General features: G+C 71.9%; 15 protein-coding genes. 9 read left to right on the top strand and 6 right to left on the bottom strand.

Annotated features, from left to right (window positions below; translation table 11 throughout):
• Window positions 1-24 precede the first annotated feature (24 nt).
• A complete protein-coding gene (locus OG568_RS06850; protein ID WP_443077851.1) occupies window positions 25-441 on the top strand; it encodes a MarR family winged helix-turn-helix transcriptional regulator in 417 nt (138 codons plus the stop codon).
• A 24-nt stretch (window positions 442-465) separates the two neighbouring features.
• Here OG568_RS06850 and OG568_RS06855 read toward each other — a convergent pair whose 3' ends face one another.
• Together OG568_RS06855 and OG568_RS06860 are read right to left on the bottom strand one after the other, a co-directional pair.
• The gene (locus OG568_RS06855; protein WP_329530730.1) at window positions 466-1,218 is read right to left on the bottom strand and encodes a GNAT family N-acetyltransferase; all 753 of its coding nucleotides are present in this window, start codon (window positions 1,216-1,218) and stop codon (window positions 466-468) included.
• A complete protein-coding gene (locus OG568_RS06860; RefSeq protein ID WP_329536281.1) occupies window positions 1,215-2,135 on the bottom strand; it encodes an NADP-dependent oxidoreductase in 921 nt (306 codons plus the stop codon). The genes OG568_RS06855 and OG568_RS06860 overlap by 4 nt, the downstream gene beginning before the upstream one ends.
• A gap of 244 nt (window positions 2,136-2,379) precedes the next feature.
• Here OG568_RS06860 and OG568_RS06865 point away from each other — a divergent pair, with 244 nt between their 5' ends.
• From OG568_RS06865 to OG568_RS06885, 5 genes are all read left to right on the top strand, one after another.
• Window positions 2,380-2,985, top strand: coding sequence for a sulfite oxidase-like oxidoreductase (locus tag OG568_RS06865; RefSeq protein WP_329530731.1), 606 nt, complete (start codon window positions 2,380-2,382; stop codon window positions 2,983-2,985).
• A gap of 4 nt (window positions 2,986-2,989) precedes the next feature.
• Complete coding sequence (locus tag OG568_RS06870) at window positions 2,990-3,745, top strand: ferredoxin reductase (protein WP_329536282.1); 756 nt, start codon at window positions 2,990-2,992, stop codon at window positions 3,743-3,745.
• Window positions 3,746-4,153: 408 nt separating this feature from the next.
• Window positions 4,154-4,738, top strand: coding sequence for an Rv1733c family protein (locus tag OG568_RS06875; RefSeq protein ID WP_329530732.1), 585 nt, complete (start codon window positions 4,154-4,156; stop codon window positions 4,736-4,738).
• Window positions 4,739-4,852: 114 nt separating this feature from the next.
• Window positions 4,853-6,724 (top strand): helix-turn-helix domain-containing protein, encoded by a 1,872-nt coding sequence (locus OG568_RS06880; RefSeq protein ID WP_329530733.1) that lies wholly within the window; start codon window positions 4,853-4,855, stop codon window positions 6,722-6,724.
• A gap of 399 nt (window positions 6,725-7,123) precedes the next feature.
• Complete coding sequence (locus tag OG568_RS06885) at window positions 7,124-8,089, top strand: acetylxylan esterase (protein WP_329530734.1); 966 nt, start codon at window positions 7,124-7,126, stop codon at window positions 8,087-8,089.
• 106 nt (window positions 8,090-8,195) lie between these two features.
• Here OG568_RS06885 and OG568_RS06890 read toward each other — a convergent pair whose 3' ends face one another.
• Window positions 8,196-9,245, bottom strand: a complete 1,050-nt coding sequence (locus OG568_RS06890) for a phosphatidylinositol-specific phospholipase C domain-containing protein (protein WP_443077568.1) — start codon at window positions 9,243-9,245, stop codon at window positions 8,196-8,198.
• 196 nt (window positions 9,246-9,441) lie between these two features.
• On the opposite strand from OG568_RS06890, the gene OG568_RS06895 reads away from it, so the two are divergent.
• Window positions 9,442-10,608: a serine hydrolase domain-containing protein gene (locus tag OG568_RS06895; protein WP_329530735.1), complete on the top strand. Its 1,167-nt coding sequence runs from the start codon at window positions 9,442-9,444 to the stop codon at window positions 10,606-10,608.
• A gap of 170 nt (window positions 10,609-10,778) precedes the next feature.
• Complete coding sequence (locus tag OG568_RS06900) at window positions 10,779-11,519, top strand: GntR family transcriptional regulator (protein WP_266425876.1); 741 nt, start codon at window positions 10,779-10,781, stop codon at window positions 11,517-11,519.
• 49 nt (window positions 11,520-11,568) lie between these two features.
• On the opposite strand, the gene OG568_RS06905 is transcribed toward OG568_RS06900, so the two are convergent.
• Window positions 11,569-12,447: a class I SAM-dependent methyltransferase gene (locus tag OG568_RS06905; protein ID WP_329530736.1), complete on the bottom strand. Its 879-nt coding sequence runs from the start codon at window positions 12,445-12,447 to the stop codon at window positions 11,569-11,571.
• Between the two features lie 54 nt (window positions 12,448-12,501).
• On the opposite strand from OG568_RS06905, the gene OG568_RS06910 reads away from it, so the two are divergent.
• Window positions 12,502-14,094: an alpha-amylase family glycosyl hydrolase gene (locus OG568_RS06910; protein ID WP_329530737.1), complete on the top strand. Its 1,593-nt coding sequence runs from the start codon at window positions 12,502-12,504 to the stop codon at window positions 14,092-14,094.
• A 16-nt stretch (window positions 14,095-14,110) separates the two neighbouring features.
• Here OG568_RS06910 and OG568_RS06915 read toward each other — a convergent pair whose 3' ends face one another.
• Together OG568_RS06915 and OG568_RS06920 are read right to left on the bottom strand one after the other, a co-directional pair.
• Window positions 14,111-14,803, bottom strand: coding sequence for an alpha/beta fold hydrolase (locus tag OG568_RS06915; RefSeq protein WP_329530738.1), 693 nt, complete (start codon window positions 14,801-14,803; stop codon window positions 14,111-14,113).
• Window positions 14,804-14,865: 62 nt separating this feature from the next.
• The gene (locus OG568_RS06920) at window positions 14,866-16,779 is read right to left on the bottom strand and encodes a hypothetical protein (protein ID WP_329530739.1); all 1,914 of its coding nucleotides are present in this window, start codon (window positions 16,777-16,779) and stop codon (window positions 14,866-14,868) included.
• Window positions 16,780-16,834: the final 55 nt, after the last annotated feature.

Here is a 16,834-nt window from a genome sequence, read left to right on the forward strand (position 1 = left end):
TCCGTCGAGACCATCCAGCGCGAGATGACGGCCTTCGCCCGCCGCGCCCGGGCCTCGGCGGGGCGTATGCATCCGGAGCTTTCCCTGGTCTCGTACACCCTGCTGGGTCATCTGGAGGAGAGCGGTGGCTGTCGTGCCACCGATCTCGCGGCGCACTACGCGTTGGACAAGTCCACGGTGAGCCGGCAGGTGGCGGCGCTGGAGCGGGCCGGGCTCATCGAACGCCGAGTCGACCCGGAGGACCACCGGGTTCAGGTGCTGGAGCTGACGGACGCGGGCACCCAGATCCTCGCCCAGGTCACCGAGAGCCGCCGGATCGCGTTCCGTGAGCGGCTCTCGGACTGGCCGGCGGCGGACCTGGAGCGGTTCGCCGCCTATCTGGTGCGTTACAACGCGGCGGCGGCCGGGGCACCGGCCGCCGGACAGTCCCCCGGCGGCTGAGGCCTCACCGGCGGGGGCTTGCCGTCAACGGACCCCCACGGCCTGCCCGTCCGCCAGGTGCTCCGGAACCCGTGCCGCCATGAAGCGGGTGCTGCGGCGCAGCCTGAAGCCCAGGGACTCGTAGAGGCGGATGGCGTTGGTGTTGCTCGCGGCGGTGTGCAGGAAGGGGGTCTCGCCGCGTTCGCGGATGCCGTGCGCCACGGCCAGGATCAGGCGGGAGGCGAGCCCCTCGCCGCGGAAGTCCGGGTCGGTGCAGACCGCGCTGATCTCGGTCCAGCCCGGCGGGTGCAGCCGCTCCCCCGCCATGGCGATCAGCGCGCCGCCGCGCCGGATGCCGAGATAGGTGCCGAGCTCGACGGTGCGCGGCAGGAAGGGACCGGGCCTGGTGCGCTCGACCAGGTCCAGCATCTCCGGTACGTCGGCGGGGCCGAGCCGCACGGCTTCCGCGTCCGGCGCCGCGGCGAGTCCGTCGTCGACGAGCTGGACGCCGTCCAGGCTGAAGGTCACCTCCCAGCCTTCCGGGGTCGGCCCGTTGAAGCCGGCCAGCGGAGCCTCGCCGCCGGGGCCGACGAGAACGGCGAGGTCCGCCCAGTCGTCATCGGTCGGGTGGTCGGGCAGGGCCAGCCACGGCGACACGTCCACGGGATAGCGCAGGACGCTGCCCCGGCGTTCGGCGAAGTGGGCGTGCGGGCCGGTCAGCGAGGCGAGGGCCGGATTGTCCAGCGGGTGCGTGGCGCCGGCCGGCGAACGGGGGCTCGTGAGGCGACGGTCGCTCATCGGGCGACCTCGATCACGATCTTGCCGCGGGCGTGGCCGTCCTCGACCGTGCGCAGCGCCTCGGCGGCCCGGTCGAGGGGGAAGGTCCGCGTCACGAAGGGCTTGAGCCCGCCGTCGACCACCAGGCGCGCCACCTCGTCGAGGACGGCGGCGGTGCGAGCGCGTTCGACGGGTCCTCCCCCGAGCCGGGCGACCGTCTCCCGGTCGGCACCGGTGATCAGCTTCGCAGGGTCGTCCAACAGCGTCGCCGCGGCTTCCAGCACCTCGCCTCCGACCAGGTCGAACACGGCGTCCACCCCGTCCGGCGCGGCGGCCCGCACCCGCTCGGCCAGATCCGGCCCCGATGAGACGTGCACGGCCCCGAGCTCCTCGACGAAGTCCTTCTTGCCCTCGCTCGCGACACCGATCACGGTGAGCCCGTGGGCGCGCGCGATCTGTGTGGCCGCGACGCCGACACCACCGCCCGCACCGGTGATCAGCACGGTCGCGCCGGAGGGCAGGGCGAGCTGGTGGATCCCGTCGTACGCGGTCGCCGCGGCGACGGGCAGGGCCGCCGCGTCCGTGAAGGAGAGCTCGGCGGGCTTGTGGGCGGTGACCGAGGTCGGAAGCAGGGCGTACTCGGCGTACCCACCGGCCACCGGGTTGCCGAAGACCTCGTCCCCCACGGTGAACCCGGTCACGTCGGGACCGAGCTCCTCGACGACTCCCGCGACCTCGTTGCCGAGGACGGCGGGCAGCTCGCGTGCCCCGGCGCCGGGGCGGGCGTATCCCGTCCGCTGCTTCCAGTCGACGGGGTTCACACCCGCCGCACGGACCGCCACGAGTACCTGGCCGGGACCGGGGCTCGGCCGGTCCTGCTCCACCAGGGCCTCGGTCTCCGGTCCGCCGTACCGGGTGAAGACGTACGCCTTGGGCATCTGCTTCCTCACTCTCCTCCGCCGTCACGACCACGGGCGGCACTATCGGCAAGGAAGATCACGGCGCGGCTATTCCCGGGCCCCGGGAGAGTTCATACGGCCGCAATGATCGGGATCCCGCCCGGGCACGGAGCACGGCCCGCGGCCACGTACGGTTGAACCTCCACGTACGGTTGACCGCGTACGCACCGATCACGCTCGACCCGCGGGCCGCCGCACCCGACGGCCTGGAGGCACCACCGCCATGAACGTCACCCGAGCCTTCACCGGGCGCCCCCGCGTCGACAACGCCGGACTGCCGCCCGGCCAGTACGACGCGGGCGACGACTGGCCCGTCCTGTCCGCCGAGGTCACCCCTGACCTGGCGCCGGCCGACTGGACCTTCCGGGTCGACGGGCTGGTGGCCCAGCCGCGTACCTGGACCTGGGAGCAGGCGCACGCGCTGCCCGCCTCGGCGTACGAGGGCGACATCCACTGTGTGACGAGCTGGTCGAAGTTCGGGGTGCGCTTCGGGGGTGTCTCCCTGGACGCGTTCCTGGACTCCGTGCGCCCCGACGCGAGCGCCACCCACGTGGTCGCCTACTCGCACACCGGATACACCACGAACCTCCCGCTCGCCGACGTCACCGGCGGCCGTGCCTGGATCGTCTGGGAGTACGGGGACAAGCCGCTGCCCGCCGAGCACGGTGGTCCGGCGCGGCTGATCGTGCCGCACCTGTACTTCTGGAAGAGCGCCAAGTGGATCGCGGGCCTCAGGCTCCTCGACCACGACGAGCCGGGCTTCTGGGAGCAGAACGGCTACCACGCACGTGGCAACCCCTGGGAAGAGCAGCGCTACTCCGGTGACTGAGACGATGACCGAGACGTTCGTACCGCCCACCCGGTTCGCCGTGCCCGGGCGGATCGCGGTGAGCAACCGGGCCGCCGCCACCTGGCAGACCGCCACGCTCACCGAGATCCGCCGGGAGACACCGGGCGCCGCCACGTTCCGGTTCGCGGTGCCGCGGTGGGTGGGGCATCTGCCCGGGCAGCACCTGATGCTGCGGCTGACCGCCGAGGACGGGTATGTGGCGCAGCGCCACTACTCCCTCGCGTCGCCGCCCGACGACACCGGACACCTCGAGCTGACCCTCGACCACGTCGAGGACGGCGAGGTCTCCGGCTGGTTCCACACGGTGGCGAAGCCGGGTGACGCGGTAGAGGTGCGCGGCCCGCTCAGCGGGTTCTTCGCCTGGCCCGGCGACCGGCCCGCGCTGCTCGTCGGCGCCGGCTCCGGTGTCGTACCGCTGATGTCGATGCTGCGCCACCACCGCGCCCGCGCGCTGGACGTGCCGCTGCGGCTGCTCGTCTCCGCGCGCAGCCCGGAAGAGCTCATCTACGCGCGGGAGTACGGCGCCGAGACCACGCCCGTCTTCACCCGCACCGCCCCCGAGGGGGTGGCCGTGGGACGGCTGGCGGCCGGGCATCTGGCGCCGCTGCTGGCCGAGCGGCCGCCCGGTGGGTGGGAGGCCTATGTGTGCGGCTCCAACGGGTTCGCGGAGCACGCCTCGCGACTGCTGGTGGAGGCCGGGCAGCCGGTGGACCGCATTCGTATCGAACGCTTCGGCTGAGCCGGCCTCTCGAGTCGAACCGTTCCGAGCGCTTCGCTCCTCTTCTCCGGGAGCCCCGCGCTCCCCGTACGGCCGCGCGAGCCGAGGACCAGCGTCCGCGCCTCGACGGCCGCCGCGGGCCGCCGTCGACGCCCACAGTGATCGTGCGCATGTCGGTGCTCAGGGATCCCGCCCTTCCTGAAGGTGCGACCGCGGTCAACTGCCCCTCGTGCGGGGGTCGGTTACGCGCCAGTGCGCGTCGAGTGCCGCTGGATGGGCACAGGTCATGGTGGCTCCTGTTCGCTGCGCGGAGTGGTTCGCGGGTTCCACAGGAGGCGCGGATCAGTCACGCCGGGTGAGCCGAATCGTCCCGGCACGGGGGTCCGTTCGGCCCTCCGCGGGCAAGGCCGCGGAGGCGAGGAGGTGAAGATGCGTACCCGGGTGCGCGGTTGGCGCTGGCGCCGCAATCCGCTGCGCCGCCGCTCGGACGTCGTCGAGGCGTGGACGGTACTGGCCGTCGCGGTGCTGTTGTTCGTCGGTGCTCCGCTGGCCGGAGCCGCTGTGGGGTGGTGGAGGTACGACAACGCCCAGGCACGGGCGGCGGCACAGCGGACCGAGCGGCATCGGGTGAGCGCGCTGCTGGTCGAGACCGCGCCCGCCGCGGTGCCCTCGCCGCAGGGTGCCAGGCCGCCCACGTTCCGGGTGAAGGTGCGCTGGACCGAGCCGGGCAAGGGGGCGCGGACCGGTGAGGCGCTGGTCCCCGCGGGCGGGCAGCGCGGCGACCGCGTCGACGTCTGGCTGGACGCGCACGGCCGGAACGTCGGGCCGCCGGTGAGCGCCGGCGCGATCTGGCAACACGCGCTGACGACGGGCGCGTCGACCGCCGCGGGGGTCGTGGCCGTCGTACTCGCCTGGTACCTGACCGTACGGCGGATCGCCGCGCGTCGCCGTCTGGCCGAGTGGGAGCGGGACTGGGCGTATACGGGGCCGGAGTGGCGACGGCACACGGCTTGATGGGCGGACCGCCCGTCCTTCGCTCCTTTTCGCGCACCCCGTACTGCCGTCCGTCGGCGGACGCGCCTACGGTGTCGACAGCGGCCGGTGCGCCATCGACACGGGAAGGACGCCATGCCCACGCTGTACAACCTGTGCGAGGAGCCCGACTTCTGTCTTCGATTCGTCGACGGGGGTCCGACGACCGACCGCGCGGTCGACTCCATACGGGCCCTGTCCTTGGCCGCGACCGCGGGCGGCTCACTGGGTGACGTCCGGGACACGCTGGTGGTGATCGGTGACTTCTGGGATTCCGGGCGGACGTCCGTGCACGAGGAGGTCGGGCCGTTGCTGCGTGAGCTGTCCCGTCGGCGGGCCGCCGGTCTCGCGGTGGTGGTCCAGGAGCACGGCGCGCAGGCCGTTCCGGTGGTGATCCGCAGCTCGGCCGTCCGCCTCGGCGTGCCGCTGCTCACCACGACGAAGGCACTGCGCGACTGGCAGGAACTGATACCGCGGCTGCGCGAGTACCGCTACCGGCAGGCCGAATGGCACGCCGATCAGCTCACCGCGCTGCTGAACCGGCTTCCGGACCGGTTCGCCGACCTGGAGACGAACGCGGACGCGATGCAGCGGATCGTGGACTGGCTGGCGGCCGCCGTGGACGCGGATGTGGTGGTCGGTGATCCCCTGCGCGGCGCACTGGCCGCGGCACCCGATGCCCTCACCCGGCGGTCCCCTCGCACCACCTCCCCACAGACGCGGTCGTTCCCCCTGAGCGCCGCCGGTTTTGGCGCGGTGCTGTCGGTGACCGCCCGCCGTCCGCTCGACGACGTACGCACCGAACTGCTGGAGCACGCGGCCAAGGCGCTGGGCCTCGTCGACCGGGCCCGGATGCGCGACCAACTGACCGAGACCCGGCGCGAGGTGCAGCTGAGCGTCCTGCAACTGCTGATGGTGGGTGAGGAGGTGGCCGCCCAGCGCGTGCTGGCCGGCCTCGCGCCGGGACTGCTGGCGACCGAGTCGGTACGTGTCCATGTGATCGACTGCGCGCGGGAGGACCGAGAGGTGGCGCTCCGACGGGCGGAGGACGCACTCGCCGGACGCGCGCTGCTGGCACGGTGCCCGGTGTTCAACCACCTGATCGTGGTCGATCCGCTGCGGACGCACGAGGACGCCCCACGCAGCGTGTGGCACGCGCTCGGAGAGGTGGTCGCCACCCTGCCCGAGCACTGCATGGGCGGCAGCGAGGTGTACGCGCTGAGCAGTGTGGCGGACGCCTATACGCAGGCGGCCGGCACCCTGGTGACGGCGCGCCGGACACCCGGCCGGGTGGCACGCGCCGAACAGCGTGCCGACCTCATGGACGTCCTGCCGCCGGCCACGGCCCGACGGTGGGCGGGCACCCTGCTCCGACCGGTCCTCACCCTTCCGGCCGGGCAGCGCGAACAGCTCGTACGGACGCTGGAGTTGGGGCTCGAGTATCCGCACACGGCCGTCGGCCGTCTGCTCGGCATCCACCGCAACACGGTGACGCACCGCATCAGCAAGGGCTTCGACCTGCTCGGCCTCGACCGCGGCCAGGTGCTGAACCGGGTGGTGGTCTCGACGGCGCTCCAGGTCGTCGTGAAGTACGGCCATGACGCGCACTCGGCCGATCCGGCGGCCGACTTCACGGCGATGGTGTCCGCTCCGGAGGTCCGCGCCTGGGCCGACTCGTTCCTCGCGCCGCTGCGGGCCGACCGCCGCGACCTGCTGCGCACGCTCAGGGTCTGGCTGGAGAACGACACCCACACCGGGCGGACGGCCGCGGCGCTGGACCTGGCGCCGGTGACGGTCCGCAGTCATCTGCGGGCCGCCGCGCCGCTGATCCAACGCGACCTGCCGGTGGGCCCGGACGAGACGGAGGTGCTCGACGGGAACGAGCACGAGCAGGCGCTCAGCGGTGTACGCCCGGTGGCGTTCGCGCTGCACGCCAGCACCGGCCGCCCCTCCCTGCCGCACGCCTGAGCCCGCCGCACGCCTCAGCCCGCCCTCTCACCGGTGCCGGACTGTGCACCGGTGAGGGTCGCGCCCGCCCTCTTGTGCACCGGAACGGCTCCGGTCCGCCCCGGCGGTGCGTCCGGCGGGCCGACTGTGCACGCGTGACATGGCACGCCCGGACGGCGCTTCCTAGCGTGGCGCTCGCCCGCCCGACGCCGCGTCCGGGCCGGCGCGAAGGAGGTCGCCGTGAACATCAACCGCTGGTCGCGCAAGAGTGTGGACGACCGGGTCCGGCCCCGTGACACCGGATGGCCCGTGGCCCGGGCCCAAGGCCCCGGTGACTGACCGAGGGGAGGTCTGGCGGCCCTCCGGCGTCACACGTACGGTGTGATCATCCGCACTCGTGACGTCAAAAGGTGGTCCTTCATGGCCCAGTTCGACCTCCCCCTCGACGAACTTCGCGAATACCGCAGCGCGTCCGCCGAGCCCGAGGGCTTCGACACCTTCTGGGCCAAGACCCTGCAAGAGGCGCGGGAGCACGATCTCGACGCGCGCTTCGAACCCGTTCAGACGCCCCTGAAGACCGTCAAGGTGTACGACGTGACGTTCGCCGGGTTCGGCGGGCACCCGATCAAGGGCTGGCTCACACTGCCCGCCTGGGCGAACTCTCCCCTGCCCACGGTCGTCGAGTTCGTCGGATACGGCGGCGGGCGCGGCCTCTCGCACACGCATCTGCTGTGGGCCTCGGCCGGCTTCGCGCACTTCGTGATGGACACCCGTGGACAGGGCAGCGGCTGGGGCGGCGGCGAGACCCCGGACCCGGTGGGCAGCGCGCCCGCGTACCCCGGTTACATGACCCGGGGCATCGACGCACCCGAGAACTACTACTACCGCCGCGTGTTCACGGACGGCGTGCGCGCGGTGGAGGCGGCCCGCTCGCATCCGCTGGTCGACGCGGAGCACGTGGCGGCCGTCGGCGGCAGTCAGGGCGGCGGGATCACCATCGCGGTGGGCGGTCTGGTCCCCGACCTGGCCGCGATCGCGCCCGACGTGCCGTTCCTGTGCGACTTCCCGCGCGCGACGACGCTCACGGACCGGCACCCGTACCGGGAGATCGGCAACTACCTCAAGACCTACCGCGGCCGCACCGAGGACGTGCTGCGCACGCTGTCCTACTTCGACGGAGTGCACTTCGCGGCGCGCGGCCGCGCGCCGGCCCTCTTCTCGGTCGCGCTGGAGGACCAGACCTGCCCGCCCTCCACGATCTTCGCGGCCTTCAACGCGTGGGACCACGAGGACAAGAAGATCGAGGTCTACGACTTCAACGACCACGAGGGCGGCGGCACCTACCAGGAGGTGGCCAAGCTGGCCTGGCTGCCCGCGTATCTCTGACGCGGCCGGAACGTCGGACCGGCCGTGGTGACCCGCGACCACTCGCACGTCGTCGCGGGTCACCAGGAGCCGACCGGTCCGCTGTTCCTGGCGGGACGGCCGGTGCTCAGCCCGCCGTCCCGCGCGGTACGACCGTCGACAGGACGGCGGGCAGGGGGTACCAGTCCGCCGAGACCACGCTGGCATGCTGTCGGGCGAGAAGGGTGACTCGGTCGAGGGCCTCGGCCTGGGTGGGGTTGGTGCCGTCGATGGCCGGCGGCACGTTCTGGCCGTCGGTCATGACGACGAGGTAGTGGCGGTCGTCGTACCAGCCGGTGTCGATGGTGCCGTTCGCGTAGGTGGCGGCGTCGCCGTCGAAGATCACGAACCAGGGGCGGATGGTCGCGTCCGTGTAGCGGGTACGCGGGTCACCCGTCGCCGCGTTGTGCACGGCGGGGAAGGCGGCCGCCTCGCGCAGGCGCCCGGCCGCGGCGAGGTCGCGGAGGTAGGTGGCGTACTCGCGGTCGGTCCAGAGCGAGTCAAAGGGGTTGCCCTCCTCGACGGTGCCGGGGATCAGCTCGACCATGAACTTGCCGGCGAGGGCTGAGCGGGCGGGCCAGCCGTCGGCGCGTACGGCCGAGTCGAGGTCGGTGTGGGAGCCGACGACGTCGGAGGGGCGCAGCAGGGCGTCGCCGAGCTTGGCGGTGAGCAGGGCGTCCAACTGGGCGGGGCCGCGGCCGGCGTTGGCCGCGAAGCCGTCCTTCATCTCGATCTTCAGCTGGATCGGCCGGTGGCCCGGGTGCGCGTCGTGCCAGGCCTTGATGTCGGAGAGGCAGCCCGCCAGGTCGCGGTTGGTGGACTTGGTGCGCAGCTCCGAGGCGTTCGCCGCGTTCTCGCAGTTGTTGTCGTTGCCGATCGGGTTGCTGTGCGAGACACGCCAGGAGGCGCCGAACACATTGGTCCACACGTCGAGTTCGAGCATGCCGGCGCCGGAGTCCAACGCGTCGGCGAAGTAGGTGTACTTCGCCTTGTCGTAGGAGTTGTGGACGCCGACCCAGGTGCTGGCGGAGTACGAGAGGTCCGCGGCGGTGGCGCCGGGGGCCGTGGTCAGGGCGAGGGCTCCCGCCATCGCCACCGCGATCCCGGTACGCGTCAACACCCTCACATGTCTGTGCATGCTCCCCTGCCTCCTGCGTCTCGGTGGTCAACCGACGTGCAGCGTAGGGGTGTTGGGTGACATCCGGAAGATGGCGCGGTAAAGGGACGACGAGCGGCCGCGACACACGCGAAGACGGATGCCGTCACATCACTTCCACCCAGTCCGACCAGTCGGTATGTTCGGGGCCGGAATCCCTACGGATGACGGAGGCCCCATGACCCGGCCCGCGCCACTTGTTCACGGCCACTGCGACGCCCGCTTCGCGGCGGTGCGCACCGCGTTCGAGGAGAACTTCCAAGACCGCGACGAGCTCGGCGCGGCCGTGGCCGTCACGCTCGACGGTGAGACGGTGGTCGACCTGTGGGGCGGTTGGGCCGACGCGGCGCGCACCCGGCCCTGGGAGCGCGAGACGCTGGTCAACGTCTGGTCGACGTCCAAGGGTCCGACCTCGCTGTGCGCGCACATCCTGGCCGATCGCGGGCTGCTCGACCTCGACGCCCCGGTGGCCGCGTACTGGCCGGAGTTCGCGGCGGCGGGCAAGGAGTCCGTGCTCGTACGGCATCTGCTGTCGCACCGCGCGGGGTTGGCCGGGCTGCGCGAGCCGCACGACCTGGACCAGCTGTGCGACTGGGAGCTGACCGTCGAACGACTGACGGCGCAGGAGCCCTGGTGGGAGCCGGGGACCCGGTCCGGGTACCACGCGCTCACCTTCGGTCATCTGGTGGGAGAGGTGGTGCGGCGGGTCTCCGGACTCCGGCCGGGCGCGTTCCTGGAGCGGGAGGTGACCGGGCCGCTCGGGATCGACTTCACCATCGGGCTGCCGGAGAAGGAGGCCGGCCGGGCGGCCGAGCTGGTGCATCCGCCGGTCATGTCGAACAGTGAACAGGCCGCGGTCTTCGCCCAGTTGACGCCGACGGCGGTGGCCGCCCTCGCCAACCCGCCGGTCGGCGCCGCCGAGGCCAACACGGCCCGGTGGCGAGCCGCCGAGATACCGGCGGCGAACGGCCACGGCACGGCACGGGCGGTCGCGGCGCTGTACGGGATCTTCGCCGGGCGCGGATCGTACGGTTCCCGTCAGGTGCTCTCCCCGGAGGCCGCCGAGCGGGTGCGCGAGGGGCAGGGCAGTTGCCGGGACCTGGTGCTGGGCGCCGGGTTCGCGCACGAGACGGAGACCGGCCTCGGGCTGTGGCTGAGTGGACCCAATGGCTCGTACGGCCCCAACCCGAGGGCTTTCGGACACGACGGCTTCGGCGGGTCCTGCGGTCTCGCCGACCCGGAGTCGGGCCTCTCCCTGGGGTACGTCATGAACCGGATGGGCCCTCACATCGCCGACGACCCAAGGAAGATGGCGCTTGTGGACGCCCTGTACAGCGCGCTCTGAGCGCACCTTCGACGCCCGGTGGGTGCGGGCTGAAACCGGCCGAACCGTCCGACCGCTCTTCCCTCGTGGTTTAGACCAATGCTAGATCTGGTGGCGCACAGAGCCCGCACAGCTACGTTTCGTCACCACGATCACCCGCTCATCACGGTCACCTCGCAGGAGGCGCGGACATGGCCCGCACCACCGGTCCAACCAGTACCCACCCGTCCGACCAGGAGCCCCGTTACGCGCGGATCGCCGCACAACTGCTCGGCGAACTGCGCGACGGGACCGTTCCGCCCGGTGAACGACTTCCAGGAGAAAGGGAGTTGGCCACGCGCTTCGGCGTCAGCCGCGAGACGGTACGCCAGGCGTTGCAGCGGCTGCGGCGCGACGGCCTCGTCTCCACCGACCGGCGTGGCAGCCACGCCACCCTGCCCGGCACCACGGCCGAGCACATCCCCTCGCTCGACTTCCCCGTAGGCGCGCACACCGCCGAGCCCTGCGCCGTCCACCGCGCCAGCGTCACCTGGGAGGCTCCCCCGCCGGAGCACGCCGAGGCTCTGGGGCTCGCGCCGACCCGGCCGACCCTCGTCCATCGCTACGAGTCGGCCGCGGCGGACGGCAGCGGACTGCGTACGGCCTTCACCTCGTTCTCCGCCGTCGCCGTGACCGAGGTCGAGGAGCTCGCCCGCTACCGTGACCGCGCGGACGGTTCCGCGTCGGCGCAGCTACGGCGGGCGTACGACTGGATGCGCAAGGCCGGGCTGACCCTGCACCACCGCGACGCGATCACCAGGCTCCCGCAGTCCGTACGGGTCACCCGGCGCGTGCACGACCAGTACGACCGGCCCCTGGAGATCACCGAACTGGTGGTGGAGGCCCAACAGGACGCCCTGGTCTACGAGTTCACACTGCCGGCGGCCGGGTGAATCCGGTCCGGGGACAGACGGCTGTCGGCGCGGACGGCAACAGCGCGGGTCAGTCGGAACCGGAAGCGGCGGAGGGGGCGCTGCCGCTTCGGGCGGCCACGACCATCCGGCAGCGCGGGCTGCCGTCCCGCCGCCATCCGAACTCGGGCAGCGTCTGGAGCTCCACCTCGAACCCCGCCCGCGTCAGCTCCCGCTGTACGTCGCCGAGCCGGAACGCCCGGTAGTACATGACGAACGGTGGCCGCCAGACGGCGTTGCGCACCCGCATCCCCGCGTCGAAGCCCAGCAGGGCCCAGTACCAGGGCGAGCTCGGGCGGGGCGGGGCCGTGATGGGGAACGCGAAGCGCCCGCCCGGTCGCAGGACGGAGTGGACCTGGGCGAACAGGCCCGGCAGCTCGCGCGGCAGGAAGTGCCCGAACGCGCCGAAACTGACGACGAGGTCGAAGACGGGGCCGAAGGGCAGGGCCCGCGCGTCACCCCGTACCCATGCGAGGTGCGGCGACGTCCCCTGGTCCACGCCCTCGTACGCTCCCGGACCCGCCTCCGCCCACGCGCCGGGCCACGGGCGCGTTCGGCCGCCGGGGCGCGCACCCCCCGGCGCGTCCGCATCCGTACGCTTCGATCCCCCCGTACCCGCCCGCTCCCGCCCCACGGCCAGCATCCCCGCGCTGATGTCGATCCCGGTGACACTCCCCCGGCACAGTCCGCTCAGCACCTCCATGCCCGCGCCGGTGCCGCAGCACAGGTCGAGACCGTGGTCGAACGGGCCGATGGGGCCCAGTGCACGGGCCACGGCGTCGAGGACCGAGTCCGGGGTCCGGAACGGCGTGTGGTCGAACTTGGGTGCGAGCAGGTCATAGCCGTGCTCGACGGAGGACAGTGCCTGCGCGACCAGTTCGCGGAGAGTGGGACCTTGCGGGGTGAACATCACCCTCAGCTTAGGGGCAGCGCGCGCCCCCGGCGTCGGTCTAGGGTCCCGTTCATGACTTCGTTCCGTCCCGCCCCCGCCTGGCTGGCCGACGCCGTCTTCTACCAGATCTATCCGCAGTCCTTCGCCGACTCCAACGGCGACGGCATCGGCGACTTCAACGGGATCGCCGAGCGTCTCGACCACCTCGCGTGGCTGGGCGTGAACACCGTGTGGCTGAACCCGTGCTTCGCCTCACCGTTCCGCGACGCCGGGTACGACGTCTGCGACTACCTGGCCGTCGCCCCCCGCTACGGCTCCCTGGACGACCTGGCCAAGCTGGTCGACGAGGCGGGCCGGCGCGGCATCCGGGTCCTGCTGGATCTCGTGGCCGGTCACACCTCCGACGAGCACCCATGGTTCAAGGCCGCCGCGAACGATCCGGCAGACGACCGGTACATCTGGGCGTCCGAGGGCCGGCCCGACGGCTTCGTCCCCTCCCCCGGCACCCGCCCCGGCGCGTACCTGCCGAACTTCTTCGCCTTCCAGCCCGCCCTCAACTTCGGCTACGCACGGTCGGATCCGGCCGAGCCCTGGCGTCGGCCGGTCGACGCGGACGGACCGCGCGCCAACCGGGCGGTGCTGCGCACGATCATGGACCACTGGCTGGGTCTCGGCCTGTCCGGCTTCCGTGTCGACATGGCCGCGTCGCTCGTCAAGGACGACCCGGACAAGACGGAAACCGCCAAGGTCTGGAGCGAGTTGCGCCACTGGCTGGACGTCACGCATCCGGACGCGGTGCTGCTCTCGGAGTGGGGCGAGCCGGAGGTGTCCGTCCCGGCGGGCTTCCACGCGGACTTCTTCCTGCAGTTCGGCGGCCCCACCGACGGCCTCGCCCTGCGCTCGCTGTGGAGCAACGGCGAGGGGACGGTCAACGAGAGCTGGGACCCGCAAGACTGCTTCTTCGACCGAAGCGGCCGGGGTTCGCCGCGCCCCTTCCTCAAAGCCTGGGAGAAGGCCTCCAGCGCGCTCGGCGCGAGCGGTTTCATCTCCCTCCCCACCGCCAACCACGACTTCTCCCGCCTCAACTGCGGCCCGCGCACGCCCGAGCAACTGCCCGCCGCCTTCGCGTTCCAGCTCACCTGGCCGACACTCCCGGCGATCTACTACGGCGACGAGATCGGCATGCGCTACCTTCCGAGCCTGCCCGGCAAGGAGGGCAGCGTCCTCGGCCCCCGCTACAACCGCGCGGGCTCCCGCACGCCGATGCAGTGGGGCGAGGGCCCGAACGCCGGTTTCTCCACCGCCGCACCGGACCGTCTCTACCTCCCCGTCGACCCGTCCCCCACCCGCCCGACCGTCGCCGCCCAACACGCCGACGAGGCCTCGCTCCTCCACCTCGTACGCCGCCTCATCACCCTCCGCACCCACACCCCGGAACTCGGCTCCCGGGGCTCGGTGGAGGTGCTGCACGCCGGCCATCCGTTCGTGTACCTGCGCGGCGGAAGGTACCTCGTGGTCATCAACCCCCAGGAGCAAGAGGCGAGTTGCTCCTACGACGGTGCCCGCGCCGGGGCGCCCCTGGAGGCCGACGGCGTCACGGTGAGCGGCTCCACGATCACCGCCGAGGGATTCGGGTACGGGATCCTCGACCTCGGCACAGACTGATAAGGCCTGTGCAGCCCTAGAACCTGCCCTCGTCCAGGAACGCGCACACCGCCTCCGTGAACGCCTGAGGCGCCGCGCTGTGGATGAGGTGTCCGACGGGGATCGTGACGACTCGCCCGCCGGGGACACGGCGGGCGAGTTCGGCGATGCCGTCCTGGGGCACATGGCTGCCGGGTCCGCCGGCCAGCACCAGTGTGTCGGCGGTGATCCTGCTCAGCCCCTCGAGCCACGCCGGGTCGGGCGTGTCGATCTGCCTCCTGATGGCCGACACCATGTCCCAGTCGAAGGTGAGCTCGCCGTCCGGCCTGGTCGGGGTGGTCTTCTCGCGGGGCCGTGGAACCGGTACGTCCTCCAGGACGAGCCTGCCCACCCGCTCCGGTTGCTCCTGCGCGAGCAGGTAGGCCACGACCCCGCCCATGGAGTGTCCGATCAGGTCCACCGTGCCGAGTCCCAGCACGTCGAGGAACCGGAGCACGTCGGCACGCATGAGTTCGAGCGAGTACTCCCCCGGCCAGTCGCTCCGTCCGTGGCCCCGCAGATCGAGGGCGTACACCCGTCGCCCGCGGACGAGAGCGGGCAGCACCTCGGCCCAGTCGGTGCTGTCCTCGCCGAGCGCGTGCAACAGGACGAGAGGCGGAGCGGACTCCTGGCCCCACACCTGGCAGACGAGCCGGACCCCTCCCACATCAACCGTAAGACGATCAACCATGCGGGAGAGGATATGCGTCGGTCATCGCCCGCCGGGCTTCGGCCTCGGACGCCCCCGGCTGCTCAGCCGACCGTGAGGACGATCGCGCCGGAGTAGTCGCCGCCTGCCTCGATGGCCATCTGCGTGCCGTCGACCGTCATGGTCACGGCCTTGCCGTTCGCCGCCCGCAGCGCCGCGTCGGTGGCGACGGTCAGCCTGGTCAGGTGCGAGGTGCCGGTCACGGTCCAGGTCGAGCCGCTGTTCAGCTGCACGATCACGCCGTTGTTGACGGCGGCCCGGACGGTATTGGTGACCTGGCCCAGCTCGTAGAAGTTCGAGGAGTCGATCGTGCTGACGCGGTGCTCGGCCTTCGTGGCCGAGATGACGCCCTGCACGGTCGAGTCCTCGAAGGTGAGGACCATGTTCTTGCCCGCGCGCATGCCGTTGTAGAAGTCTCCCGCCAGCGCGATGGAGGTGAAGGTGGCGGCCCCGTCGGCCGTGTGGACCGAGGTCGGGTCGAAGGAGGCGTCCTTGACGGGGTCGCCCGTGGGTTCGGTGTATACGCCGACGTTCATCATCTTGCCGTCGACGTTCACCGGGCCGGGGTCGTCGCTCTCGATCATCTGCAGGATGATCCCGTTGCCGGGATTGAGCTGTGCGCCGTCCGAACCGTCCACCGTGATCGAGGTCTGCTGGCCCTTGTTGAGGAAGGTGGTCTGCGCGGAGGTGATGACCGTGCCGCCGTCCAGCCTCAGCGTGCCGGTGCCGAAGAACATGAAACCGAAGTGGCCCGAGTTGACGACCGTGACCCGGGCCGGGATGTCCGACAGTTCGGCCTTGGTCAGGCCGAGGCCGAGCGAGGAGTTGAGCTCCGCGACGGCTTCGCGGGTGCTGTCGCCGTAGTGGATCGAGGCGGCCGGGCCCGCGCAGATGGTGGCGTAGGAGCCGACATCGAACTGCGAGCCGAGCACACGGACGGTGGCGTCCCCGATGGCGTAGGTGCCGTAGCCGTACGTTCCCGTGTTGCCGACGCTGCTGTTGATCGCCGTCAGCTGGAGCCCACGGCCGCCCTCCACCGACAGGGCGCCCCACGTCTCCGACTGCACGGTCGAGTTGATGTACGTCGCCTTGGTGCCGGCGCCGATGAGGTTGGTGGCGCGGACGTTGCCGTCCAGGCCGAGCATCCACGGCACGGACTCCATGTACGGGGTCTCCACGGTCGCCTGGTAGTCGGCGGGGAGCGTGCCGTTGCGGGCCCGCAGGCGGGAGTTCTTCACGATGACGTTGGCGCCGTCGTCCGCGATGACCGTCGTGCGTACCACGCCCTTGTTGGTGATCCTGGCGCCGTCCACGACGAGTGTCGTCGCCGAACCGGCGCCGACGACCGCGGCGCCGTATCCCGCGAAGTCACAACGCCCGTTGCCCGTGAGGGAGATGGCGGGGCTCTTGAGCGTGTAGGTGCCGTTCTTCACGTAGACACCGTCGAAGCACTCGCCGGTGGAGGTGATCGCGACGTTGCGGGCGAGGGTGTCGGTGAGCGTGCCGCCCACGACGGCGGAGAGGGCCGACTTGGCGCGATCCACCCCGGCGGCGCCCACGTAAAGGGCCTGCCGGAAAGGGAAGGTGACGGTCTGATAGGTCACCGCGTTGGCCTCCGCCACGGTGAGCACGATGTCGCCCTGATAGGTGCCGGCCGAGATCAGCGTCTCGGTTCCGCCCGTCTCGGTGAGGAGCTGCCCGGTCTCGGCCCCGTCGACGGTGAGGGTGACGCTGTACCCGGCGGGCGCGGTGATCTTTCCTCCTTCGGCTATGGACAGCTCGCTCACGGCCGTGGTCGCGGAGAGCTGGTACGTCTCGCCGGCTCCCACGGAGATCTTGCCCGCCCGGGCCGCCTTCGGCGCGGGCCCCGCGGCCAGGGCGGGCGCCGCCGGAACGAGGAGGGCTCCTGCCGTGGCCGTACCGGCGATCAGGAGCGAACGTCGGGTGATCAACGTCATTGCATGCCTTCCCAGAGATCTAGTGCGCCGTCGCGCAGCGTGACCGGCCGGCCGT

This window comes from Streptomyces sp. NBC_01450 (assembly GCF_036227505.1).
GTDB lineage: Bacteria > Actinomycetota > Actinomycetes > Streptomycetales > Streptomycetaceae > Streptomyces.

What these genes read in the sequence shown, in the direction of transcription:
- OG568_RS06850 (WP_443077851.1), top strand. Translation starts at nt 25, where the DNA reads ATGACGGCCTTCGCCCGCCGCGCCCGGGCCTCGGCGGGGCGTATGCAT.
- OG568_RS06855 (WP_329530730.1), bottom strand. Translation starts at nt 1,218, where the DNA reads ATGAGCGACCGTCGCCTCACGAGCCCCCGTTCGCCGGCCGGCGCCACG.
- OG568_RS06860 (WP_329536281.1), bottom strand. Translation starts at nt 2,135, where the DNA reads ATGCCCAAGGCGTACGTCTTCACCCGGTACGGCGGACCGGAGACCGAG.
- OG568_RS06865 (WP_329530731.1), top strand. Translation starts at nt 2,380, where the DNA reads ATGAACGTCACCCGAGCCTTCACCGGGCGCCCCCGCGTCGACAACGCC.
- OG568_RS06870 (WP_329536282.1), top strand. Translation starts at nt 2,990, where the DNA reads ATGACCGAGACGTTCGTACCGCCCACCCGGTTCGCCGTGCCCGGGCGG.
- OG568_RS06875 (WP_329530732.1), top strand. Translation starts at nt 4,154, where the DNA reads ATGCGTACCCGGGTGCGCGGTTGGCGCTGGCGCCGCAATCCGCTGCGC.
- OG568_RS06880 (WP_329530733.1), top strand. Translation starts at nt 4,853, where the DNA reads ATGCCCACGCTGTACAACCTGTGCGAGGAGCCCGACTTCTGTCTTCGA.
- OG568_RS06885 (WP_329530734.1), top strand. Translation starts at nt 7,124, where the DNA reads ATGGCCCAGTTCGACCTCCCCCTCGACGAACTTCGCGAATACCGCAGC.
- OG568_RS06890 (WP_443077568.1), bottom strand. Translation starts at nt 9,245, where the DNA reads ATGCACAGACATGTGAGGGTGTTGACGCGTACCGGGATCGCGGTGGCG.
- OG568_RS06895 (WP_329530735.1), top strand. Translation starts at nt 9,442, where the DNA reads ATGACCCGGCCCGCGCCACTTGTTCACGGCCACTGCGACGCCCGCTTC.
- OG568_RS06900 (WP_266425876.1), top strand. Translation starts at nt 10,779, where the DNA reads ATGGCCCGCACCACCGGTCCAACCAGTACCCACCCGTCCGACCAGGAG.
- OG568_RS06905 (WP_329530736.1), bottom strand. Translation starts at nt 12,447, where the DNA reads ATGTTCACCCCGCAAGGTCCCACTCTCCGCGAACTGGTCGCGCAGGCA.
- OG568_RS06910 (WP_329530737.1), top strand. Translation starts at nt 12,502, where the DNA reads ATGACTTCGTTCCGTCCCGCCCCCGCCTGGCTGGCCGACGCCGTCTTC.
- OG568_RS06915 (WP_329530738.1), bottom strand. Translation starts at nt 14,803, where the DNA reads ATGGTTGATCGTCTTACGGTTGATGTGGGAGGGGTCCGGCTCGTCTGC.
- OG568_RS06920 (WP_329530739.1), bottom strand. Translation starts at nt 16,779, where the DNA reads ATGACGTTGATCACCCGACGTTCGCTCCTGATCGCCGGTACGGCCACG.